This is a genomic window from Enterococcus sp. LJL99, assembly GCF_054871725.1.
The window spans coordinates 71,699-95,963 of record NZ_JBTXLT010000005.1; the positions used below are offsets into that span (position 1 = coordinate 71,699).

Consider the following 24,265-nt stretch of genomic DNA (forward strand, 5'->3'; position numbering starts at 1 on the left):
AATAGTATCTATTCGTTTTTTTGACTATATAATACAAGTTGTTACTTAAATCTAATACATATAAATTATGAAATTATAGCTTTTACATAGGATTTTGACTTTGAATATAAAACATTAGCTTACCAACAAGACCAAATGTTTCACGTGAAACATTTGGTCTTGTTAGCAGAATTACTGGTTTTATGCTAAAATATTCTTATGTGTGTTTATCAAATTGGAGGAAAAATGAATGAAAACAAATAGAAGGAAGCGAGTCTTCATTTCTATAGTTATTCTCTTTTTGTTAGAAGTGATTTTGCTTTTCTTTGTATCGAATAGATATTTTGTTGCGATAGGATTGATATTGATTAACCTCTACTTATTAAATCGAACATTAGATTTAATAAAAAAGATTGAAATCACAAATACTCAAAAGATAAAAGAAGCCAGTACTATTGCAGAAAAATCACTAGATTATGCTGTGAATGATGTTTCTGTTGGATTAATCAATTATGATCCTAAAAATTTAACTATTAAATGGTTGAATCCCTTTGCAGAAAATGTCTTTATGAATAATGAGAAATTAGTTATAGGTGCTGAAGAAATAAGAACATATCTCTTATTAGCAGAAAAAGGGAAAGATGTTTTTAAAGTACAAAACCACGTGTATCGTTTTGAAGTGAATAGCGAGCAGCATGTAATTACTTTTAAGGATATTACCAAAGAAAGTAATTTGTATCAAGAAAAAATAGAAATGCAAACCGCAATTGGAATTGTTTCTGTTGATAATTATGATGATATTACTGATACCATGGATGAAAAAGAGATTTCATATTTAAATAGTTTTATTACTACTATGATTTCTGATTGGATGAGTGAATACCATGTTTTTTATAAACGATTAAATGCGGAAAGATACTTTTTTATAGCTCAATTAGAAGATGTAAAAAAAATGATGGCTGATAAGTTTACCATCATTGATCGAATTCGAAAAGAATCAAATGAAAATTCTAGAAATTTTGCAATTACTTTAAGTATGGGAATTTCTTATGGCGGCGAAACAATTAGTCAGACGGGTGATGCTGCACAAACAAATCTAGATACTGCATTAGTCAGAGGCGGTGATCAAGTAGTAGTCAGAGAAGCAAAGGATGATGCAAAACCTTCTTTTTTTGGTGGACGAACAGCGTCAACGCCAAAGAGAACACGCGTTCGTTCTAGAGCGATGAGTACAGCGATTAGAGGAATCTTTGCTGAATCTTCTGATGTTTACATAATGGGGCATAAATATCCTGATATGGATGCTATTGGTTCTGCTTTTGGAATGGCAAAATTAGCAAAATTTAATAATAAAAAAGCCTGGATTGTTTTAGACTCTAATGAATCTATTCCAGATGTCAAACGAGTGATGGAGAAAGTAAATGAGTATCCAGAATTAAAAGAGCAAATCATTTCACCCGAAAAAGCAATCAAGCAAAAAACGGATAGTAGTCTTTTAGTAATGGTCGATTATCATAAGCCTTCATTATCGATTTCGCAAGAGCTTTACGAACAATTTGCTAAAGTGATTATCATCGATCATCATCGACGTGGGGATGAGTTTCCTGCGAAACCGTTATTATCCTATATTGAATCATCTGCTTCATCTGCTTCAGAATTAATTACAGAATTGATTGAGTATCAAAGTACCAATGAAAAGCGTATAGATAGTTTTGAAGCAACATTGTTACTAGCAGGAATTGTGGTAGATACGGAAAGCTTTAAAGTAAGGACGAGTGCTAGAACATTTGATGTTGCAAGTTATTTAAGAGCTTGTAGTGCGGATTCTTCTTTAGTACAATATTTATTAAGCTCCGATTTAAATACTTACTTAGAAATGAATGAACTGATTTCCAAAAGTGAGTATATAACTAAAGATACTGTAGTAGTAATTGGGAGTGAGGAAAAAGAATACGATAGTGTAACTGCAGCGAAAGCAGCGGATACATTACTATCGATGGCAGGAATCAATGCTGCTTTTGTTATCACAAAACGGAAAGATAAATTGATTGGTATCAGCGCGCGTAGTGACGGGACGATAAACGTCCAGTTGATTATGGAAAGTTTAGGCGGTGGTGGTCATTTTACCAATGCTGCGGTACAATTAGCAGATATAACGATAACAATGGCGAAAGAACAGTTATTAGAAAAAATCCATCAAAATATTGATGCAATGTATGAAGAGGAGTGAATGCAATGAAAGTTATATTTTTACAAGATGTAAAAGGTAAAGGGAAAAAAGGCGATGTGAAAGAAGTTCCAACTGGATATGCTCAAAATTTCCTGATCAAAAATGGTTATGCTCAAGAGGCAAATAAAGGAAGTATCAGTGCTTTGGCTGGTCAAAAAAAAGCGCAAGCAAAACATGATGCTGAAATTTTAGAAGAAGCTAAAAAAATGCAAGAGTTCCTAGAAAAAGAAGAGACTGTTGTAGAGCTTAAAGCGAAGGCTGGTGAGGATGGCCGTTTATTTGGGTCTATTCCTTCAAAACAAATTGCGGAAGCCTTAAACAAGCAATATAGCGTGAAATTAGATAAACGTAAGTTAGAGTTAGCACAACCAATCAGAACATTAGGCTATATGGATGTTCCTGTAAAGTTACATCATGAAGTAACAGCAAAAATCAAAGTACATGTTGTTGAAGAAAATTAATCAATAGTGAATAAAAATAGGCTGGAATCCATGAGAAGTTACAAGTAAATTTCATGAATTTCAGCTTTTCTTTTTACCCGTAAATTGTTGTAGGAATGAAATGTACATTTCTATAAATTCTTGTTAAAATGAGAAGACTGAAAATTAGAATTAACTTCTGAACAAAGTGTTGATAGGCTCTGATTTTAGAGGCTTAAAAACAATGCTAGCTATTTAGTTGTTGAAACAGTTTGTACTAAACTCATAGGAGAGAAAACGATGAATGAAGTATGGCAAGATCGTGTACCACCACAAAATATCGAAGCTGAACAAGCGGTACTTGGCTCCGTTTTTTTAGATGCAGAGGTCATTATCGATGCCCTTGAATATATTGAACCAAAAGATTTTTATAGAAGAAGCCATCAAATAATTTTTCAAACGATGCTTACGTTAAACGATCGAAATGAAGCAATTGATATTGTGACAGTCAAGGATCGATTAGAACAAGAAAATTTAATAGAAGATGTCGGTGGACTTAGTTATTTATCTGATTTGGCATTGGCAGTTCCAACTGCAGCTAATATTGTTTATTATGCAAAAATCGTCGAACAAAAATCATTGTTGCGAAATTTGATTCAAACAGCGACGGATATTGTAACTAAAGGATTTGAACAAGACGAAGATGTTGAAACGATTTTAGATGATGCCGAACGAACCATTTTAGAGGTTTCAGAAAAACGAAATCGTAGTGGTTTTTTATCGATTGCGGATGTATTAAATACAGCAATCGCCAATATTGACCAACTTTATCAAAACGATGAAGAAATCACAGGGTTACCAACAGGATATCCCGCGTTAGATAAAATGACTGCAGGGCTTCAAGCAGAAGAACTAATTATTTTAGCCGCTCGTCCCGCTGTTGGTAAAACAGCATTTGCTTTGAATATTGCTCAAAATATTGGAACGAAAACAGATCGCTCTGTTGCTATTTTTAGTTTGGAAATGGGGGCAGAATCATTAGTTAACCGGATGTTGTGTGCAGAAGGATCGATTGAGGCTGGGCATTTACGAACAGGTCAATTATCAGAAGAAGAGTGGCAAAACTTGATTATCGCGATGGGTAGTTTATCACGGGCCAATATCTATATCGACGATACACCAGGGATTAAGATTACAGAAATTCGTGCAAAATGTCGAAAACTTGCGCAAGAAAAAGGGAATTTAGGCTTGATTTTGATTGACTATTTACAGCTGATTGAAGGAACTGGCCGAGAAAATCGTCAACAAGAAGTTTCTGAAATTTCACGAATGCTCAAAAAATTAGCCAAAGAATTAAAAGTTCCCGTTATTGCGCTATCCCAATTATCTCGTGGCGTGGAACAACGTCAGGATAAGCGTCCCGTTCTAAGTGATATCCGTGAATCTGGTTCGATTGAGCAAGATGCAGATATTGTAGCATTTCTGTATCGTGATGATTATTATGAGCGTGGAGAAGGTGGAGAAGATGGCGACCATGAACCACCTGAAGTAGATAACGTTATTGAAGTAATTATTGAAAAAAACAGAAGTGGTGCCCGCGGAACAGTTGAATTATTATTTATCAAGGAATACAATAAGTTTTCTTCGCTATCTCTTCGAGAAGAATTCTAGCCAACATGTATTTTAAAATCGGAAAAAGTGAGTCTCTATTGTTGTTATTCTAGACAATAATAGAGACTATTTTTTTCTAGAATTTTCCCTACAACATTCGTCTTTTTTATCTATTTTCATTTCATTGAAAAATAATGTTCGTTTTTTAGTTCGTTTTTTTATTTTCCAGTAGCTATTATTCGATTTTTGCTTGAAAGGCAGTTGTTTTATTGGTACAATGAATCAGGACAAAATAATTTAGAACGAGGTGTTCGAATGTCATCAGTTGTAGTAGTTGGAACGCAGTGGGGCGATGAAGGAAAAGGAAAAATCACAGATTTCTTAAGTGAAAACGCGGAAGTCATTGCACGTTATCAAGGCGGAGACAACGCTGGACATACAATTAAATTCGATGGAGTTACATACAAGTTACACTTGATTCCTTCTGGTATTTTCTACAAAGAAAAAATCAGTGTGATTGGAAATGGTGTGGTCGTAAATCCTAAATCACTTGTAAAAGAATTAGCTTATTTAAAAGACAATAATGTCACTACTGATAATTTACGTATTTCTGATCGTGCACATGTTATTTTACCTTACCATATCAAATTGGATCAATTACAAGAAGATGCTAAAGGTGAAAATAAAATCGGGACAACCATTAAAGGGATTGGTCCTGCATACATGGATAAGGCTGCTCGTGTTGGGATTCGCGTTGCTGATTTACTAGATAAAGAAATCTTTGAAGAACGATTAAAAATTAATTTGGAAGAAAAAAATCGTCAATTTACTAAAATGTTTGATAGTGAGCCGATTGCTTTTGAAGATATTTTTGAAGAGTATTATGAATATGGACAACAAATCAAACAATATGTAACAGACACTTCTGTTATTTTAAATGATGCGTTAGATGAAGGAAAACGTGTTTTATTTGAAGGTGCGCAAGGCGTTATGTTGGATATTGATCAAGGAACATATCCTTTTGTTACTTCATCAAACCCTGTAGCGGGTGGCGTGACGATTGGGAGTGGCGTTGGACCGTCTAAAATCAATCGAGTGGTAGGCGTTTGTAAAGCGTATACGTCTCGTGTTGGTGATGGGCCTTTCCCAACAGAATTATTCGATGAAACAGGTGAAACAATCCGTACAGTCGGAAAAGAGTTTGGAACAACTACTGGTCGTCCAAGACGTGTAGGTTGGTTTGATACAGTCGTGATGCGTCATTCAAAACGTGTTTCTGGAATCACGAATCTATCATTGAATTCAATTGATGTTTTAAGTGGTTTAGAAACAGTTAAAATCTGTACAGCTTATGAATTAGATGGAGAATTGATTTATCACTATCCAGCTAGCTTGAAAGAATTGAGCCGTTGTAAACCAGTCTATGAAGAATTACCGGGTTGGTCCGAAGACATTACAGGCTGTAAGACGCTAGCTGATTTACCTGCAAATGCTAGAAACTATGTCCACCGTATTTCTGAATTAGTGGGTGTACGCATTTCTACTTTCTCAGTTGGACCAGATCGTAATCAAACGAATGTTTTAGAGAGTGTTTGGGCACAAGTATAAACGTAATACTAAACAAACATTATCCTGAAAAAGTTGGGATAGAAGCAGAAAATATTTATTTGTGCTGTAAGAAATATAGTAACGTTAAAATATAAGCTGGAATCCACAGAAATGTTATTTTTTGTTTTTGTGGAGTTCAGCTTTTTTTGTTAAAAGACTATTTTTTCCCAATTGCTGCATGAGAAAGGAAGTATCTTTTTTTCTATGTTAAAATAAAAAATAGGAGGTCAAACAAATGACATTTAAAATAGTAACTGATTCATGTTGTGATTTACCATATACTTATTTAGAAGCAAATGAAGTTGAGTTTATTAATATGACGATTCAATTAAATGGACAAGAATTAGCGGATGATTTAGGTAAGACTTTTGACTATGATGGTTTTTTAGCAAAAATAAAAGCAGGTGGGATGCCAACAACATCTCAAGTTAACATTGGTCGCTACATAGAATTTTTCCGTTCGTTTATTGAGCAAAAGATCCCTGTTGTGTATTTATGTTTTTCTTCGGGAATGAGTGGTTCTTACCAAGGAGCGTTGCAAGCTGTTGAGATCTTGAAAGAAGAATATGAAGAGGTGAATATCCATATTGTGGATACAAAAGCTGCTAGTTTAGGCGAAGGGTTACTAGTGATCGAAACGATCCGTTTAAAAAATGAAGGCTATTCTTTGGATGAAACATTAAATTGGCTTGCTGAAAATAAAATGAGGGTGCAGTCATGGGTCACAGTCGATGACTTGAAGCATTTAGAACGTGGTGGAAGGATTTCCAAAGCTGCAGCGACTTTAGGAACTCTAATTAGTGTTAAACCAATCATCAATGTCGATGTAAATGGGAAATTGCAAAATCGCGAAAAAGTACGCGGTCGTGGTAAAGCTTTGAAAAAAGTGGTTGATGAAACCGTCAAAGGAATGGAGCACCCAGAACAACAAACGATACTGATTGCTTATGCAGGTGATCTTGAAAGTGCAGAAAAAGTAAAACAGTTACTTGAAGCAGCAGTTCAGGTTAAAGCCATTGAATTATATCCTTTAGGACCAACCATCACTAGCCATACGGGAAATGGTTGTATTGCTGTCTTTTCTTTTGGACAAGAGAGGAAAAATTAAAGTATAGTAAAAAATTTAGCAGTAAAAAATGGTGGAGGTGACTAGCTTGAATTTTTATGGCATTGACTATTTAGAATCACAGTCGAGTTTGAATGATTATATTAAATATTTTTTTATTTTTAGTGCACTTATTGTATTAATCATTGCTTTTAGCTTATATATGCGCCATCGACTCCAGACAAAATATCGAGATTTAAGTATTATCACGTTTTTACTACTTGTGTTTTTACTCGGAGTGCAATATTCAGATTATACTCAAAACCAAAATAGATCGACACAATCTTCTCAAATGGTTAGTTTTGTAAAGCAAATCGCCAAAGACAAGCAAGTCGATGCGGCTGATGTTTTAGTAAACGCGACTCAATTAATCGATGGAACCATAGTGAAAATTAACGACCACTATTATAAAGCAACGCTTAGTGCAGATCAAAGCTCGTATACACTACAAACAGCGTATTTGATGGATCCTAAAATTTCCGTAATTAAATAGTCGTTGGTACTAGAAAGGAAACGATATGCAAATTTATAGTCCAATTATTTTAAAACTTGGTTTAGGTATTATATGTTTGATTATTCAAATCAACTTGATGGGAAAAGGGAATTTAGCGCCTTCTTCTGCCATGGATCAAGTTCAAAATTATGTGCTTGGTGGAATTATTGGCGGTGTTATCTATAATGACTCTATTACAATCTTGCAATTTGTTTTAGTTTTAATCATTTGGACACTTCTTGTTTTAACAATCAAATTTGCGAAAGAGCATAATCGTTATATCAAATACATAGTGGATGGACGTCCAATCACTTTAATCAAAAATGGCCAGGTTGATGTGGCGGAATGTTTGAAACGTGGGATTTCTGCCAATGAGCTAATGTTTAAGTTAAGAGCAAATGCGATTTATGAAGTTGAAAATGTGAAACGAGCAGTTTTAGAACAGAATGGGCAATTGACGATTATTGAGTTTGGAGATGAAAACATTCGTTATCCATTGATTGCTGACGGTCAAGCCAATTATGATACATTAGAATTGATTGATAAAGAGATTGATTGGCTAGTGGAACAGGTGCAGCAACAGTCTTTTAATGGAATTAATGAAATTTATTTAGGTGAATATGTTTCAGGCGAAGTTCGCTTATATGGTTATGAACAGAAGAACTAGCGAGACTAAAAGAAGCATTATGTAGGACTCGATTAATATTAAGAGGAACCTACACAATGTTTCTTTTTATTTATATGGTTTATGGTCTGTTTCATAGGACGGTCTGATTTTTGATGCTAATGAATTTTATTTTTTAAGTCATATAAGGAATCATCTGCGATCAAATGTTCAATGATTTGATTTTTATCCATGATAGCGATTTGTTTTCGATTAAGAAAAGCAATGAATTGAGGCAAAAATGGCTTAGTAGGTACATTTAAATCCAATTTAACTTTTTTGTTCTTGTAGGAGAGCAATAAATAAAAATTGTCACAACTAAAATCAAATGGAGACACACGTATCTTCTTTATATAAATAATTTCCATTTGAGAAACCGTTGTGTAGAAAATTTCTTTTGTTTGTGGTCGATTTGTAACGATTTGCCAAAGTTTAGTGAGATTCTTCTTAGAGTAAGAGTTTATTATGATAGATTTTGAATCAATGATCCAATAATCTTCTGCAAGCATCGGTAGAATGATAAAAATTCCTAGCAGGTACAGAAGTGCAAATAGCCAAATAGGTTGGTAGCCAAAGCCAGTAAAAAGAAGACTGATAAATAGCCAGAATATGAGAAAGCAGAATCCCTTTTTAAATGTATATTTTTTCCCTACAATGTAAGGTTTTTTGAAAAAAGGGCTTCCTTGTACCAGTTCATCCAGTGATAGGCTATACAAATCTGAAAGTAACAATAAATTATCAATAGATGGAATAGACTGACCTGTTTCCCATTTTGATACCGCTTGTGTAGAGAGGTATAGTTTCTTTGCTAATTGTTCTTGTGTAAATCCTTGCTCTTGTCTGTGGGTTTTCAAAATCGTTTTTAGTAACATTGCTATCACTCCTCCAATTAAGCATAACTTTTTTACTGAAATTAGACAATCAACTGACGGTTGATTAGCTAATTTCAGTAAAATTTATAGGTTTAAAGTATAAAAAATACCAAGTCGAAATTCATTCAAAATTGAAGGAATCTGACTTGGTATTTTTTATATACTTAGTTTATCACTTATTTTTGCAAGCAAACGAATGTCATCGAAATAATTAATATTCTCCAATAAAGAGCTGATCTAATTGTTTTTGAACATCTTTGTTTTCTAAGAATTCATCGTACGTAGTATCTGCACGGTCAACCATTCCTTTATCAGAAACAGCAATAATTCTATTTGCTAATGTTTGAATAAATTGATGGTCATGAGAAGCAAATAGGATTGCACCGGTAAAGGCCATTAAGCCATCATTTAAAGCTGTGATTGATTCTAAGTCTAAATGATTTGTTGGATCATCTAATACAAGTACGTTGGCTTTAGACAACATCAATTTAGACAGCATGACACGCACTTTTTCGCCCCCAGAAAGAACGTTAACAGATTTCAGTACATCTTCACCAGAAAAGAGCATTCTACCTAAAAAGCCACGTAAGAATGTATTATCGTCTTCTTCTTTACTGGCAAATTGACGCAACCAATCTAAAATCGTTAAATCAGTGTCGAAATCTTTACTATTATCTTTCGGTAAATAAGCTTGAGAAGTTGTTACTCCCCAACGAACGCTACCTGTATCAGGCGTGATCTCACCCATGATAACTTTGAATAGCGTTGTGGTAACAATATCATTGTCTGCAATGAATGCCACTTTATCTGTGCTATTCAATGAGAAGGAAATATTGTCTAATACTTTTTTGCCATCAATAGTAACAGAAACATTTTCGACATGTAATAAATCATTTCCGATTTCACGTTCAGGTGTAAAACCAACGAATGGATAACGGCGAGATGATGGTTGAATATCATCTAAAGTTATTTTATCAAGCATTTTTTTACGAGAAGTTGCTTGTTTAGATTTTGAAGCGTTGGCACTGAAACGTGCAATAAAGTCTTGTAATTCTTTGATTTGTTCTTCTTTTTTTGCATTGGCATTCGCTTGTAATTTAGTTGCTAGTTGGCTAGATTCTAACCAGAAATCATAATTTCCTACATAGAGTTTAATTTTACCAAAGTCTAAGTCAGCCATATTAGTACAAACTTTATTTAAAAAATGGCGGTCATGAGATACAACGATAACAGTATTATCAAAGTTAATTAAAAATTCCTCTAACCAGTTGATTGAACGTGTATCTAATCCGTTTGTCGGCTCGTCTAGTAGTAGAACATCAGGTTTACCAAAAAGAGATTGTGCTAGTAAAACTTTTACTTTTTGACCTGCAGTTAATTCACTCATTTTTTGGTCATGCAATGATTCAGGGATATTCAATCCTTGTAATAAAACAGCAGCTTCAGGCTCTGCTTCCCAACCATCTAATTCAGCAAACTCACCTTCTAGCTCGGCTGCTTTGATGCCATCTTCATCTGAAAAATCTTCTTTCATATAGATGGCATCTTTTTCTTTCATCACTTCATACAAACGTTTATGTCCCATAATAACTGTTTCTAGAACGGTATTATCTTCATAGTCAAAATGATTTTGTTTTAGTGTTGCCATACGCTCATCTGGACCTAAGGTAACTGAACCTGTAGTTGGTTGGATTTCTCCAGACAAGATTTTAAGAAACGTCGACTTACCAGCACCATTAGCACCGATTAAGCCATAACAGTTGCCAGGTGTGAATTTAATATTTACATCATCAAAAAGTTTGCGGTCTGAAAAAAGCAAACTTACGTCATTTACAGTAATCAATTGTTTTCCTCACTTTTATTTATAATAGTTGAACCTCTCTGAATTATAGCGAGTAAATCTTACATTTTCAAGGAAATCAACGATATTTGTTTGGAATGAATGAAAACCAGCAATGATTTTCTTTTCAATTTCACTTTTTTTGTCAAAAATGTGTTTCACATGAAACAATTTCAATATAAAAAGGCTATTAGTGTACTTCTTAAGGAATACACTGTATGATACACATAAGTTAGTGTATCGTTTTGAAGGAGTCGTTTAAAATGAAGCGGATGAAAAAGATTTACTTATATGTAAAAGAACAGACTGAGCATTTTGCACCGCAAGACGTTTCGTTTGGCAAAGGTATTACAACCAAAGAAGTTGCTGAAGCGTTGGCTATCCAGCGGACAAATGCCAGTAAAGACTTAAATTTATTAGTAAAAGATGGTTTGTTAGAAAAAATTGAAGGACGTCCTGTTAAGTATGTAGATAAGGCTATTTTCCGTCATCAACCGTTACAAAAGCCAGTAAAAAGTTATATGCAACAAGAAAATTATTACGAGCAACCAAGACAATCGCCATACGCTAAAAGGAAAGCTGAAAAAATTGTAGCAGAAGATATTTTCAAACAGATTATTGGCTCTGTCGGGAGTATGAAAACACCAGTTGAACAAGCCAAAGCAGCTATTTTATATCCACCAAAAGGGTTAAACTGTATTATTACAGGACCGACAGGATCAGGAAAAACATATTTTGCTCATGCTATGTTTCAATTTGCCAAACTAAATCAAATCATGGATGAAGACAAAGAGTTTATTGTTTTTAATTGTGCTGATTATGCTCATAATCCAGAGTTATTGATGTCTCATCTTTTTGGTTATGCAGAGGGCGCATTTACAGGAGCTAATAAAGCTAAAGAAGGAATCATTCATGAGGCGGATGGAAGTATTTTATTTTTAGATGAAGTTCATCGACTGCCACCAGAGGGACAAGAAATGATTTTCTATTTTATGGATCACGGAACGTATTCTAGATTAGGGGAGACGGCTAAAACACGTCATGCAGATGTTCGGATTATTTGTGCCACAACGGAAAATCCTACCTCTTCTTTGTTAAGTACTTTTGTTCGTAGAATCCCGATTGTCATTCAATTACCAACGTTTATCAATCGTCCAGCGAAAGAAAAAATCGATTTGGTTCGCTTGATGATTTCAATGGAAGCTTCTCGGATTCAAAGAAGAATCATTTTGACTGAAGATGTGGTCAAAGCCTTGATTGGCAGTGTGACTTATGGAAATGTAGGGCAGTTAAAATCAAACGTCCAGCTTGTCACAGCTCGAGGATTTTTAAATCATATGGATCAAGATGAATTAGTAATCACAATCGATGAGCTGACTGAAAGTGTTAAAGAAGGCATGTTGCAATTAGCGAGTGATCGTGAGATGTTAGCGGAGCTTTCTAAATATTTAGAACCACAAATGATTGTTTCACCCAATGAATCCCCAGTGATGATTCAATCGGATTCGTATGAATTGCCGTATAATTTATATGAAATCATTGGTGATAAAGCGGCACTACTAAAGGCTGATGGATTGGATCAAGAATCAATCAACAATTTTATTACGACTGATATTAATGTTCATTTAAAATCTTTTTATAAAGGACATGGATTCACGTTTGACTCAGAAAATAAATTAGCAGAAATCGTGGATCAACGAATTATTGATGTCACTAAAGAAATTTATGCATTTGCTACAAGTCGCCTAAATTATGGGTTTCAATCGAATTTTACGTATGCAATGAGTTTACATTTAAGCTCCTTTTTGAAACGAATTCAAGTGGGAGAAAATCGAGATCATCAATTAAACGAAAATATTCGTAATATGGTTTTGGACTATCCCTTAGAATTTGAAACCGCTCAGGGAATTAAACAAATTATAGAAGCCAACTATCAAATGGCGATTCCAGAATCAGAAACTTACTATTTAGCTGTATTGTTGATTTCGTTAAGAGAAAATCAAGAAGCAGGGAAAATCGGGGTCGTTGTTGCTGCACACGGAAAAAGTACGGCAACCAGTATGGTACAAGTCGTTTCCCAATTGTTAAAAGCCGATAATCTGAGAGCGGTTGATATGCCGTTAGAGATGCAGCCACAAGAAGCCTTAGTCTTGATTGTCAATGCGGTAAAAGAAGTGAATCAAGATAGTGGAGTCATTTTGTTGGTTGATATGGGTTCATTAAGTACTTTTACTGATGAAATCGTACGGCAAACAGGAATTCCGGTAAGAACAGTTGACATGGTTACGACGCCGATTGTTTTAGAAACGGCTAGAAAAACAACGTTAATTGATACAAGATTAGAAGATATTTATGAATCGTTAAAAAACTTTCATGGGTACGCGGGAGCGGAACAAAAGATGGATGTAGAGAAAGTAGTTGACGAGTCATTAAAAAATCGAGCAATTATTGCTATTTGTGCCTCTGGCGAAGGAACCGCAAAGCGAATGAAGGATATGATTGAAGAGCAATTACTTTCTCAAATGGCATCAGATGTTGAAGTTTTACCTATTTCTGTTGTAAATATGCAGGAACAAATCGAAAGAATTCAGGAAGAGTATCGGGTGATTGCTGTAACGGGTATAGCTGATCCCAAAATTGCAGCTCCCTTTATTTCAATCGAAACGTTCTTTTCGGGTGAGGCGAAAAAATTAGTTGAGCAGTTATTAACAGAGAGTACGACCGCTGTCAAACAAATGGAATTAAACGAATCAACCGCAAAAAAAATCTGTAAGGAGTATATGGAACAAAGTTTTACCTTTATTAATGCAACAAAACTATTAGAGCCTTTATGGCAGTTTACTGATCAAGTCAAAAATGAGTTGCAGCTAGAAGTGACATATACCTTTTATATCAATTTTATTTTGCATTTGGCAGGAGCGTTAGAACGTATATTATATCAAGATGAGTTGTCGATCGAAGCGGAAGCACTTAAAGAACTGGAACAAGATCCTATTTACCCAATCGTTCTAGCACAAGCGGTGTATTTCAAAGATTACTTCAACTTGTTGTTGCCAGTTGGTGAACTTTACTATATTGTTCAACTATTACACAATACACAAGGTCGTCAAGAAGAGCTCTTAGAAGATACACTAGAATAAATACACTTAAAGATACACTAATACAGTGTGTCTTTTTTATGTATTTATTTAATAAAAGCTTAATTTAATGGACTTTTAAGCTAATACACTAAAGTTGGCACGCTAATTGCTTAGTAATAAGATGTAAAGAAAAAGCAATTCTATTTTACTTGTTTTGAAAACAAAAGGGAACCTAGATACAGGAGGAAAAAGCAATGGATATTCGGTTAGCTAGAATTGATGATCGTTTAATTCATGGGCAAGTTGCAACGGTATGGACCAAGACAACAAATGTCAATCGTATTTTAGTCGTAAGCGATACAGTTGCTAAAGACACTTTGCGTAAAGCGCTGTTAGTTCAAGCAGCACCTCCAGGAGTAAAAGTAAATGTTGTTACTGTAGCTAAGATGATTGAAGTCTATCCAGATGATCGTTTCAATAGTTTTAAAGCAATGCTTCTTTTTACAAATCCTGAAGATGTGAAACGCGTTGTTATAGGTGGCGTGAAACTAACATCAATCAATGTCGGTGGATTAAGTTTTACTAATGGGAAAAAGATGATCACGAATGCTGTTGCGGTTGATAAGCAGGATATAGATGCTTTTGCTTTTCTAAATGATCAAGGGATTAAATTAGAAATTAGAAAAGTAGCTGCGGATAGTGAAGTTAACTTAATGGAATTACTGAAAAAAGAACAATTGCTATAACTGATTTATTAAAAAAGTAAGAAAGTTCTTTCTTTCAGATTGTAGGAAGTATTCGAAAAATAGCAGTAATATTTTCGGTATATTCTAATAGAGATAGGCGCTAAAGGAATACACAGGGAAAGGATGTGGTTATTAACGATAGCCTAAAAGAGAGTGTCTTTACTGATCTACTATAGAAAGTCAGCGATGACTTGTGAAAATCAACAATCAAAACGAATTTAAGCATTTTTTCTTTTTATTATTAAGCAACGAAACGATTTTTGATTTAAGTCAGTAGCCAAGTTGGACAAGTGAAAGACCAATCGATACCGTAGAAAATCAAAAAAACTAAAATTTTTAGGAGGTATAAACATGGTAGGAATTATTCTTGCAAGTCATGGAGAATTTGCTGAAGGCATCTTACAATCTGGTTCTATGATTTTTGGCGAACAAGAGAATGTCAAAGCAGTCATCTTAAAACCTAGTGAAGGTCCAGATGATTTAAAAGCAAAATTAGAAGAGGCGATTGCTTCTTTTGATGATCAAGACGAAGTATTGTTCTTAGTTGATTTATGGGGTGGTACACCATTCAACCAAGCAAATAGTTTGTTAGAAGCACATAAAGATAAATGGGCGATCGTTAGTGGGTTGAATTTACCGATGTTAATCGAAGCATATTCTTCTCGTTTTTCAATGGATTCAGCACAACAAATTGCGGCACACGTATTAGGTGTTGCTAAAGAAGGCGTACGAATCAAACCTGAAGAATTAGAACCCAAAGAAGCAACTAAAGCAGAAGCAGTAGCGGATGGACAACCTAAAGGCTCATTGCCTGAAGGAACAGTTGTTGGTGATGGGAAAATTAAATTCGTTTTAACTCGTGTGGATTCTCGTTTGCTGCATGGTCAAGTGGCCACTGCATGGACAAAATCAGTTTTACCAAATCGAATCATCGTTGTATCAGATGCGGTATCAAAAGATGATCTTCGTAAAAAATTGATTGAACAAGCTGCACCTCCAGGGGTAAAAGCAAATGTTATTCCGATTGCTAAAATGATCGAAATTGCAAAAGATCCTCGTTTTGGGAATACAAAAGCGTTATTGCTTTTTGAAAATCCAGAAGATGTTTTAACCGTAATTGAAGCAGGCGTTGACATCAAAGAAGTAAATGTTGGCTCAATGGCTCATTCAGTTGGAAAAGTAGTAGTAAGTAAAGTGTTATCAATGGGACCAGCAGATGTAGAGGCTTTTGAAAAGATGGAAAATCTGGGCATTAAGTTTGATGTCCGTAAAGTACCAAATGATTCGAAAGCAAATATGGATGAAATTCTTAAAAAAGCAAAAACTGAGTTAGCTCACGAAAAATAAAATAAATTAAATAGGAGGCTTATTATGTCAGTCATATCAATAGTTTTAGTAATATTTGTTGCCTTTCTAGCGGGTATGGAAGGAATATTAGATGAATTCCAATTCCATCAACCCCTAGTTGCTTGTACTTTGATTGGTTTGGTAACAGGTAATTTAGAAGCAGGGATTATTCTTGGAGGAACGCTTCAAATGATCGCACTTGGTTGGGCGAATATTGGTGCTGCTGTGGCTCCTGATGCGGCGTTAGCATCTGTAGCATCTGCAATTATTTTAGTTAAAGCTCTAGGAGCAGAAAGTATTTCTATAAAAGATGCGGTAGCGTCTTCTATCGCTATTGCAGTACCTTTGGCTGTTGCCGGTTTGTTCTTAACGATGGTTGTTCGTACATTGGCTGTACCAATCGTTCATATGATGGATGCAGCAGCAGAAAAAGGCGATATTAAAAAAATTGAAATTTTACACATTTTAGCAGTTTGTATGCAAGGAATCCGTATTGCGATTCCAGCAGCAGCTTTACTATTTATACCAGCAGAAGTGGTTCAATCAGCACTAGAATCAATGCCAGCATGGTTAACTGATGGTATGGCTATCGGTGGTGGTATGGTTGTAGCCGTAGGTTATGCTTTGGTTATCAATATGATGGCAACAAAAGAAGTTTGGCCATTCTTTATTATTGGATTTGTAGTCGCTGCGATTTCTCAACTTACGTTAATCGCTTTAGGAGCATTAGGTGTTGCGTTAGCACTTATCTACTTAAACCTATCTAAGATTGGTGGTTCTTCAAATGGCGGTGGCGGTAATACTGGTGATCCGCTTGATGACATCTTAAATGACTATTAATCCTGAAGGAGGAAAACAGAAATGGCAGAAAAAATTGAATTAACTAAAAAAGATCGTTTGTCTGTTGCATGGCGTTCGACATTCATTCAGGGTTCTTGGAACTACGAACGTATGCAAAATGGTGGTTGGGCATTTTCAATGATTCCAGCAATCAAAAAATTATATACTTCAAAAGAAGAACGCTCAGATGCGTTAAAACGTCACTTGGAATTTTTCAACACACATCCATATATTGCCTCACCAATTCTTGGTGTAACATTAGCGTTGGAAGAAGAACGTGCCAATGGTGCACCTGTTGATGATGTAGCCATCCAAGGGGTTAAAGTCGGAATGATGGGACCTTTGGCTGGTGTTGGTGATCCAGTATTTTGGTTTACTATTCGTCCAATGTTAGGAGCACTGGGTGCTTCACTAGCAATGGGAGGAAGTATCTTAGGTCCAATAATATTCTTTGTTGCTTGGAATGTTATTCGTTGGTCATTTATGTGGTATACACAAGAATTTGGTTATAAAGCAGGTTCTAAAATTACTGATGATTTATCTGGTGGGTTATTACAAGATGTTACTAAAGGGGCTTCAATTTTAGGGATGTTTGTGTTAGCCGCTCTGGTGCAGAGATGGGTATCAATCAAGTTCTTACCAATTGTTTCAACGGTAAAATTGGATAAAGGTGCATATATTGATTGGGATAAGCTTCCAATGAATGGAGAAGGTTTACAAAAAGCATTTATTGATGCAAGAAATGGTCTATCTCTAACTTCGGATAAAGTAACTACATTACAAGATAACTTGGATCAATTGATTCCTGGTTTAGCAGCCTTATTGTTAACATTCTTCTGTATGTGGTTATTGAAGAAAAAAGTGTCTCCGATTATCATTATCTTAGGACTATTTTTAGTCGGTATTGTTGGACACTTGATTGGTCTTTTATAAAAAAATAGCAAACAAACAGGAGTAGAAAAACAAGCTTTTAGAAGTAACAGCTGTTGTCTTTCTTATGTTTGACTCAAATTTTTATTAAAGACAAGGTATGATAAAAGAATTTAATTAGTGAAGGTGGGAAAACGATGGTACAATCACTTAACACAACAGTAGATTTGGTCACAGATGCCACTGCTTTTACAGGATTGACTGACTATGGGAAAATCATGATCGGTGATAAAGGGTTTGAATTTTATAATGCTCGTGATGCTCGGAAATTTGTCCAAATTCCCTGGGAAGAAGTAGACCTTGTGATTGCGTCTGTTATGTTTAAAGGAAAGTGGATTCCTCGTTATGCCATCCAAACCAAAAAAAATGGCACGTTTACATTTTCTTCTAAAAATCCGAAAAAGGTTCTACGAGCAATCAGAACATATCTTGATTCGAGCCAGATGGTTCAGTCACTTGGATTTTTCGATGTTATCAAACGTGGTGTTTTATCGATTGGAAAGAAAAAATCGTAGTATTTTAAGATGTATTATTCTTCCCCAAGAGTTAACTAAAAAGAGGTTGAATTAGCTGTTAAAAAGCTAATTCAACCTCTTTTTCATGTTTTGTTCGAAGAAAGGACCAATCGAAATGATTAAAAGTAAGAGTAGCGAAACCATTGTTTTACTTGTGGTAGGTAAATAAATTGGCTGAATTGTTCCAATAAAAACAAACACATCGAAAACCATAAAAAAAATAGTGATTCCAATTAATGTGTAACTAATTTTTTGCTGAATTTGAACGAATAAACAAATACTTGAAAAAATAAATAGAAATAGAGCCAAGGTTTGATGAGACAAAATACCATTCACATTAAAACCGTTGATTTTAGTATCAATCAGAGGAATCAATACGAAACCTAACCAACAAAGTCCTGTTAAGAGTGGGAAAAGTAACTGTTTACCATGAATCTTCTTAAAGGATAACCCTGTTTTAAATGTTTTGAATAAAAAGAAAGTTGCTAAAATAAGTAATATAATCGGCACACCGGTTTTAAATAAACTAATCGTAATGACTGGCTCTATTAAGGTATTAAATAATCCATATTGGACAAATGAAATAAATAGTAGAAAAAGGAAGCGAGTGATTGTTGCCTTTTTCTTTTGTCGCATCAAAAATCCATTTAGAAGATGTTCAGCAGATATTCTCGGCTCATCGTCGAAGCTATTTTTAATCGTACTGCCTTCATTTTGCAACTGAATCATTTCTTGTAAAATCTCCAATAAAAGTTGCTTCTTTTGAGTTGAATCTAGTTTACTTTGACTAATGATAGATTCTGCTAGTTCTTCATAGTAATGTGTGTTTTCTGGATTTAATTCCTTTGTCAATAAAGCGATTTTTTGGGTATTAGTTAAGGACATTGTTCTCCTGCTTTCTCTTAGCTTATGAGTGTTTGAGTATGTATAAAATCTACTATAAAGGCAAGCGCGTGTAAAGAGTTCTACCCCATTTTGATTGAACTTTGTCAAAATAATAAAGGCAAGTGCTTTTCTTTGAAAAATAAAATTTTTAGGAGTACCATAAAATTGTAGAAGATAAGTAATAATTAAAAAGGAGGAAATGGATATGAATGAAGTAAAAAAACATGGAATTGACTGGGGAGCTTTGATTCTGGGTATCTTATTTGTAGTAACATCATTGATATCTTTTCAAGATCCCGCAGGTAATTTAGTTGCAATTGTGTTATTCTTCGCGATAATTGCAATTATGAAAGGTATCTTTGAAATTTTTGTACGTAATCGAATGAAAGAGTTAACGGGATATAAATCCTATGCACCGATTATTCTAGGAGTTATTGATATTTTGATTGGTGTTTACTTTTTATTCAATCTAAATATCGGTGTTGCAGCGTTGCCTTTTGTCTTTGCAATCTGGTTTATAATCGACTCTATATTTGGATTATTTACCTTAGATTTAGCTAAATCAGTTAGTACTGGTTATTTTTGGTTCACTTTAATTGTGGATATTTTAGGGGTTATTTTAGGATTTGTTTTATTAGCTAATCCTCTATCTGCAGCTCTTACATTAAGTTTCTTAGTTGGGTTCTATTTTATGATGTTTGGAATTACAAATATCATATATGCATTTAGATAAAAAATTAGGAGGAATGAGTTATGACAAATTATGAAGAAAAAGAAGCAAAATTGTTAGAAAAAATTGGTAAAGAAATGGATAAGTTAGATGAAACGCTTGGAAAAATGGAAGATACTGATAGTAAAGTGAAACATTTCTTTGAACAAGAAAAAGCGTTGCATGAAGTGAAATCAATTATCCGTAAAGAACATAAGATTGAAAAAAATGAAGCTAAAGCAGAAGAAAAGGCGGTCAATGACGTTGAAGATTGGGTAGACGGTCAAGCGTCACTTGTTGAACAAATCGGTAAAGAAATCGATAAATTAGATGGTACTTTAGGTAAAATTGACGGAGACGAAAACAAGGTCAAAAGCTATTTAGAACAAAAAAAGGCGATTCATGAAATTAAAAAAATCGTTAAAAAAACTGATAAATTAGGCGAATAATTCATAAAAAAGCTAGGCAGAAGTTAGAACTCTTTGAGTCAGTGTAACTTCTGTCTTTTTATTTTGATCAAAAAATTTATTAATCTAGAGGGAAATTGTGTATAAATAATCCACTAACTGTTCTTGCCCACAGAATGTATCAACTAGCTTATATTCTGTATGTTCTTCGGGATCTAGTTTGATGGGTTGCTCTGTGATAACAGATCTTGTATAAACTAATCGAGTGAAAACCGTTTTTTTGTCTAAATCATAATTACTATCCTCATAAATAATGTCTTCTACTAGAACTTGTAGTCCGGTTTCCTCGAACGCTTCTCTTTCAGCTGCTTTGCGGGGCATTTCACCAGGTTCAACGCTACCACCAGGGATATCCCAAAATTCTGGTAAATAATTTGGAGTCCCTCGCTTGATTTTCGAACGTTTGAGTAACAAAAAACGATTATCGATTTTGATTAAAACATGAGCAATCAATTTATTTTGTATCATACAATTCCTCCAGTATTATTAGTTGTAGTTAATTCGAATTCCTATTTTCTATTATACTTGTGCTTGTTCATGAAATGTAATGCTCTTTCTATTTTTTACGGACTATATAAGTAGCTGGAATAAAGAAAAGTTTATTTATTTTAACATATAAAATAAGCGACTCATCATCGTAATTTGAAAAACAAATTTTGGTGATGAGTCGCTTATTTAGATTATCGTACTTGTTAACTTAATTTTAATAACGTCTGCGTCTATCTCTAGAAGGATTTGCAATTAAGCGGACTAACCAAACAGCAATTGCCAATGGCAACAAGATTCTTACGCTAAACCATAGAACACTTCCTAAAAGACCAAGAATTAGACTTAGTAAAATACTACCAGCAAAAAATATTCCGATGACCATTAAAATCTTCATTAGCATTGATTGTTCTCTCATAATTAATTCCTCCATTTTTTCTGTTTCTGTTATATAAAGTATAGCAAGAATTATTTTTGGGAACATCAACCTTTAGACTGATTTTTAGTCCAACTAGAGATGGGGATTTTTACGAATTTTTTAGGTTAAATTTTTTGAACGATTCAAAAATAATATTTCTCATTTTTTCCTGCTAAAAAAAGTTTTTTTGTATATTTTATTCATTTTTTTTCAATCTAACAGTTGTTGATTAGATAAAAGAGAAATATTCTCATTATTTTATCTATTTATAACATTTTATGAAAACACATAAGGTTATTTTTGATGTAAAATTAAAAATGATTGTTTATTTTAACGAAAACTCTATGTTTTCATTAAAATAAAAATATAATTATAATTAAACAAAAATCTAAATTGACCAAAAGTATGTTTAAAGCAGAAAGAGCTAAGTAAAAGAGGAGCCTTTAGTACAGATGGAAAAAATGAGCGTAGTAAGTAGTACAAGCGGAAGTAAAAAAATATTTATCAGAAAAGAAATAGAGGCAAGTCGTCTTGGGAAATCTGTTTACGAAGATGATGTTTTAAGTCAATATACAGTTTATTTAGTGCGAAAATTTGAGCAAGGAACCGATTATGACTCGCAAGAACAGTTTGATTTGCTACTTGCCTTGCTTCCAGAGGAATTCAATACGTACTTTGAGCATTTTGTGTTGAAAAAGATGTATATTCGCTCAACTTCAAAAGCAGTTTACATCTCAATGTTTCTTGCTTTAGCCAATCCATTAGCTAAAGCTCAGATGAATGAACTGAGAGAATGGGTTAGTGAATTAGTTGTGCCAGAAATGCCGTTAGAACATACAAGCAATTTTATCGATCAAGGAAATCCAATCGATGTTACAAGGAGCTTGCAGGAAACGAATAGTGAAGTGCTGCTTTTATCTGAGATGATGAATCAATTTAGTCAGAATCTAACGGAAGTATTCGATGAAGTTAAACACTTAAAAGAGAAAAAAGCCCCTCCTGTTGTAAAAGTGGTTCCTAGCGATGCATTAGCAAAACAGTCAATAGAAACAGAAAATAGTCAACGGATAAATAGACTTACTCAAAAGATTGAGCAATTAACAGCGGATTTTGCGAATTTTAAAGTGGAAGTAACTGAAAAAGCTACAGTAGCCAGTAAACCACGAAAACCGCCAAAATTCAAAATTGTTTTAGGAACGGGAATCGAAGGTAAATTGACTTTAGAAAGCCGCTTAGAATTAGCGATTGATAAAGTTGATTCATTGACAAAAGAAATTCAAGATGCAAATAGAAAAATAGCATTTCTTGATAATAAAGTTCTGGAAGTAAGAAATTCGAAAAGACCAAAAGTTTCTTTCTCTAGAGCAACCAAAACAAGTAATGAAAAAAATGTGCTCGAAGCTAAGCTAGCAAACACTACTCAAGAAGTTAGTACGCTTTCTAAGCAAATACAGCAGGTCAGTGATAAATTAAATACGGTAGAAACAAACGTTTTAGAGAAGAAACCAGATCAGGAAATTGTCGAACGGATAGAAAAAGATCGTGGGAAAATTCAAGAAAATGCTTCTGAAACGATTCGCTTAACGCAAATTATCGAACAGTTAAAAGATAAATTACAAACAGTTGAATCGCAATTAGTCACAGTTAAGGAAGAACACGAGCAAGCTCCACTCGTAGAAGTGGCTGAAAAAGCTTCTGTGGAAGAGTTGACTGAACAACACAAAAAAGACCAAGAAATATTGAAAATTAATGCAACAGAAATCAAGAAATTGACTCAAACAGTAGGTAAAGTAGATGTTCAATTAATTCAGGCCCATCAAAAAATAGCTGAATTAGAACAAAAAATGAGAAGTGCGACGAAGTATGAACAACACTTAAAAGAGGCAGTTGCGCAACAAGCGCGAATGTCTGTTGCTGGACCTAAGGATGTACCTAGACCAAGACCTGTACAAGCACAACCGCAAACACCTGTCGCAGTCCCACCGCCTTCTATGACATCGACTGAAGGAATGGAACGAGCCCGTAATTTTCCAAGTAAAGAGACGTTCTTACAGTCTATTAAACAAACTGGAAATAATCGTTCAGGAAATTTGCCAGCAGTCGCGGAGCAACAACCTGGTGTGACGTTAGCCATTGAAGAAGCACTTGATCGTGTTTCTGAAAAACATCCAAATCCAGGTTATATGAATCGATCCAATTTTATTCAACCGGCTGAAACGGCTAATCACCAAAGAACCTCAAATTTAAGACAATTAAAGAAGCTAGAGTGGGATATACATGCTATCTTCCAGCGAGATACAGGGACAGGGCATAGAGGCATGGTTTCAAAAGAAACGTTTAGAACGAATTTAAAAAAGATGGATGTTTTGCCGTATTTGTGGAACTCTGTTTATAAAAAGGAACAGCGGGATATCATGTTAGGAAATGATTTGAGTTGTCAGAACCTTATCAATGAACTGGATGGTTTTCTGGAAGAAACGAAGCATTTTGCTCAAAAAAGAAAAGTGATGGGTAAATGGGTTTATTGTCCAAAAGAAGTGGAACAAAAAATGGAAGGATATAAGTTATTAAATGATTATTTAGAACTGTATTTAGAGCGGTAAAATATAGAAAAATTGCGATTGATTAAAGCGAAAGACAACAGATAAATCGTTGCCGAAGTTGGGGCAAAAAAGCAGTTAGCTCCGAGAATCAAGTAGGTGAAAGGTATCATCAAAACACACTGTTCTTCGTGATTTATTGCAATATGAAGAGATAGCTAAAAATGATAAGAAGCATGAGAGTTTTTTTTTCAATGTTGAATGGTTCCTATTTAGTGTTCTTCCCATTTTTTGTAAACTTTAGCTATTTTTTCGAGATGTAACACTTTTTTATCTCTTACTCTTCAGTTAATAAAAAAGCGACTCTCTTAGTTTTCTGATTATGTTGTGTAATTTGGAAAACAAGAGAGTTATTTTATTGACTAAAAAAGTCTGTTTTTAAGTGTTTTTATCGATTATACTTAGTTTAAAGGAGTGCTTA

At 34.3% G+C, this 24,265-nt stretch carries 21 protein-coding genes; 16 read left to right on the forward strand and 5 right to left on the reverse strand.

The genetic code is table 11. The features are described 5' to 3' along the window. The first annotated feature begins 229 nt into the window (after positions 1-229). The 7 genes from ACYSNW_RS09125 (at position 230) to ACYSNW_RS09155 (ending at position 8,112) form a co-directional block, all read left to right on the forward strand. Positions 230-2,209, forward strand: coding sequence for a DHH family phosphoesterase (locus ACYSNW_RS09125; protein ID WP_461744175.1), 1,980 nt, complete (start codon positions 230-232; stop codon positions 2,207-2,209). Between the two features lie 5 nt (positions 2,210-2,214). Continuing rightward, positions 2,215-2,670, forward strand: coding sequence for a 50S ribosomal protein L9 (gene rplI / locus ACYSNW_RS09130; RefSeq protein WP_461744176.1), 456 nt, complete (start codon positions 2,215-2,217; stop codon positions 2,668-2,670). Positions 2,671-2,928: 258 nt separating this feature from the next. Continuing rightward, entirely contained in the window at positions 2,929-4,299 is a 1,371-nt protein-coding gene (dnaB, locus tag ACYSNW_RS09135; protein WP_461744177.1) for a replicative DNA helicase, read from the forward strand. A 255-nt stretch (positions 4,300-4,554) separates the two neighbouring features. Beyond that, a complete protein-coding gene (locus ACYSNW_RS09140) occupies positions 4,555-5,847 on the forward strand; it encodes an adenylosuccinate synthase (protein ID WP_461744178.1) in 1,293 nt (430 codons plus the stop codon). A 235-nt stretch (positions 5,848-6,082) separates the two neighbouring features. Continuing rightward, positions 6,083-6,955, forward strand: a complete 873-nt coding sequence (locus ACYSNW_RS09145; RefSeq protein WP_461744179.1) for a DegV family protein — start codon at positions 6,083-6,085, stop codon at positions 6,953-6,955. 46 nt (positions 6,956-7,001) lie between these two features. Beyond that, positions 7,002-7,445, forward strand: a complete 444-nt coding sequence (locus ACYSNW_RS09150; RefSeq protein WP_461744180.1) for a DUF3290 domain-containing protein — start codon at positions 7,002-7,004, stop codon at positions 7,443-7,445. Between the two features lie 25 nt (positions 7,446-7,470). Continuing rightward, on the forward strand, positions 7,471-8,112 hold the full coding sequence (locus tag ACYSNW_RS09155) for a DUF421 domain-containing protein (protein ID WP_461744181.1): 642 nt from the start codon (positions 7,471-7,473) through the stop codon (positions 8,110-8,112). A gap of 116 nt (positions 8,113-8,228) precedes the next feature. Here the strand turns inward: ACYSNW_RS09155 and ACYSNW_RS09160 are convergent, their stop codons facing one another. Together ACYSNW_RS09160 and ACYSNW_RS09165 are read right to left on the reverse strand one after the other, a co-directional pair. Beyond that, positions 8,229-8,981, reverse strand: coding sequence for a helix-turn-helix transcriptional regulator (locus ACYSNW_RS09160; RefSeq protein ID WP_461744182.1), 753 nt, complete (start codon positions 8,979-8,981; stop codon positions 8,229-8,231). Between the two features lie 211 nt (positions 8,982-9,192). After that, a complete protein-coding gene (locus tag ACYSNW_RS09165) occupies positions 9,193-10,824 on the reverse strand; it encodes an ABC-F family ATP-binding cassette domain-containing protein (protein WP_461744183.1) in 1,632 nt (543 codons plus the stop codon). Positions 10,825-11,084: 260 nt separating this feature from the next. Here ACYSNW_RS09165 and ACYSNW_RS09170 point away from each other — a divergent pair, with 260 nt between their 5' ends. The 6 genes from ACYSNW_RS09170 to ACYSNW_RS09195 all read left to right on the forward strand — a co-directional run bounded on the left by ACYSNW_RS09170 (position 11,085) and on the right by ACYSNW_RS09195 (position 18,279). Continuing rightward, positions 11,085-13,961, forward strand: coding sequence for a sigma-54-dependent transcriptional regulator (locus tag ACYSNW_RS09170; protein ID WP_461744184.1), 2,877 nt, complete (start codon positions 11,085-11,087; stop codon positions 13,959-13,961). Positions 13,962-14,155: 194 nt separating this feature from the next. Then, complete coding sequence (locus ACYSNW_RS09175) at positions 14,156-14,647, forward strand: mannose/fructose/sorbose PTS transporter subunit IIB (RefSeq protein WP_461744186.1); 492 nt, start codon at positions 14,156-14,158, stop codon at positions 14,645-14,647. A gap of 351 nt (positions 14,648-14,998) precedes the next feature. Beyond that, on the forward strand, positions 14,999-15,994 hold the full coding sequence (locus tag ACYSNW_RS09180) for a mannose/fructose/sorbose PTS transporter subunit IIA (RefSeq protein ID WP_461744187.1): 996 nt from the start codon (positions 14,999-15,001) through the stop codon (positions 15,992-15,994). 24 nt (positions 15,995-16,018) lie between these two features. After that, a complete protein-coding gene (locus ACYSNW_RS09185; protein WP_461744188.1) occupies positions 16,019-16,834 on the forward strand; it encodes a PTS mannose/fructose/sorbose transporter subunit IIC in 816 nt (271 codons plus the stop codon). A 21-nt stretch (positions 16,835-16,855) separates the two neighbouring features. Continuing rightward, positions 16,856-17,767 (forward strand): PTS system mannose/fructose/sorbose family transporter subunit IID, encoded by a 912-nt coding sequence (locus tag ACYSNW_RS09190; protein ID WP_461744189.1) that lies wholly within the window; start codon positions 16,856-16,858, stop codon positions 17,765-17,767. Between the two features lie 134 nt (positions 17,768-17,901). Beyond that, positions 17,902-18,279 (forward strand): DUF956 family protein, encoded by a 378-nt coding sequence (locus ACYSNW_RS09195; protein WP_461744190.1) that lies wholly within the window; start codon positions 17,902-17,904, stop codon positions 18,277-18,279. Positions 18,280-18,345: 66 nt separating this feature from the next. Here ACYSNW_RS09195 and ACYSNW_RS09200 read toward each other — a convergent pair whose 3' ends face one another. Then, entirely contained in the window at positions 18,346-19,164 is an 819-nt protein-coding gene (locus ACYSNW_RS09200) for a hypothetical protein (RefSeq protein WP_461744191.1), read from the reverse strand. A gap of 205 nt (positions 19,165-19,369) precedes the next feature. On the opposite strand from ACYSNW_RS09200, the gene ACYSNW_RS09205 reads away from it, so the two are divergent. Next, positions 19,370-19,897, forward strand: coding sequence for an HdeD family acid-resistance protein (locus ACYSNW_RS09205; protein ID WP_461744192.1), 528 nt, complete (start codon positions 19,370-19,372; stop codon positions 19,895-19,897). Between the two features lie 20 nt (positions 19,898-19,917). Next, the gene (locus ACYSNW_RS09210; protein WP_461744193.1) at positions 19,918-20,322 is read left to right on the forward strand and encodes a hypothetical protein; all 405 of its coding nucleotides are present in this window, start codon (positions 19,918-19,920) and stop codon (positions 20,320-20,322) included. Between the two features lie 84 nt (positions 20,323-20,406). Here the strand turns inward: ACYSNW_RS09210 and ACYSNW_RS09215 are convergent, their stop codons facing one another. Both ACYSNW_RS09215 and ACYSNW_RS09220 read right to left on the reverse strand, forming a co-directional pair. Then, entirely contained in the window at positions 20,407-20,808 is a 402-nt protein-coding gene (locus ACYSNW_RS09215; RefSeq protein WP_461744194.1) for an NUDIX hydrolase, read from the reverse strand. Positions 20,809-21,043: 235 nt separating this feature from the next. Then, positions 21,044-21,244: a hypothetical protein gene (locus ACYSNW_RS09220; RefSeq protein WP_461744195.1), complete on the reverse strand. Its 201-nt coding sequence runs from the start codon at positions 21,242-21,244 to the stop codon at positions 21,044-21,046. A gap of 452 nt (positions 21,245-21,696) precedes the next feature. Here ACYSNW_RS09220 and ACYSNW_RS09225 point away from each other — a divergent pair, with 452 nt between their 5' ends. Then, positions 21,697-23,847, forward strand: coding sequence for a hypothetical protein (locus ACYSNW_RS09225; RefSeq protein WP_461744196.1), 2,151 nt, complete (start codon positions 21,697-21,699; stop codon positions 23,845-23,847). The last annotated feature ends 418 nt before the right edge of the window (positions 23,848-24,265 follow it).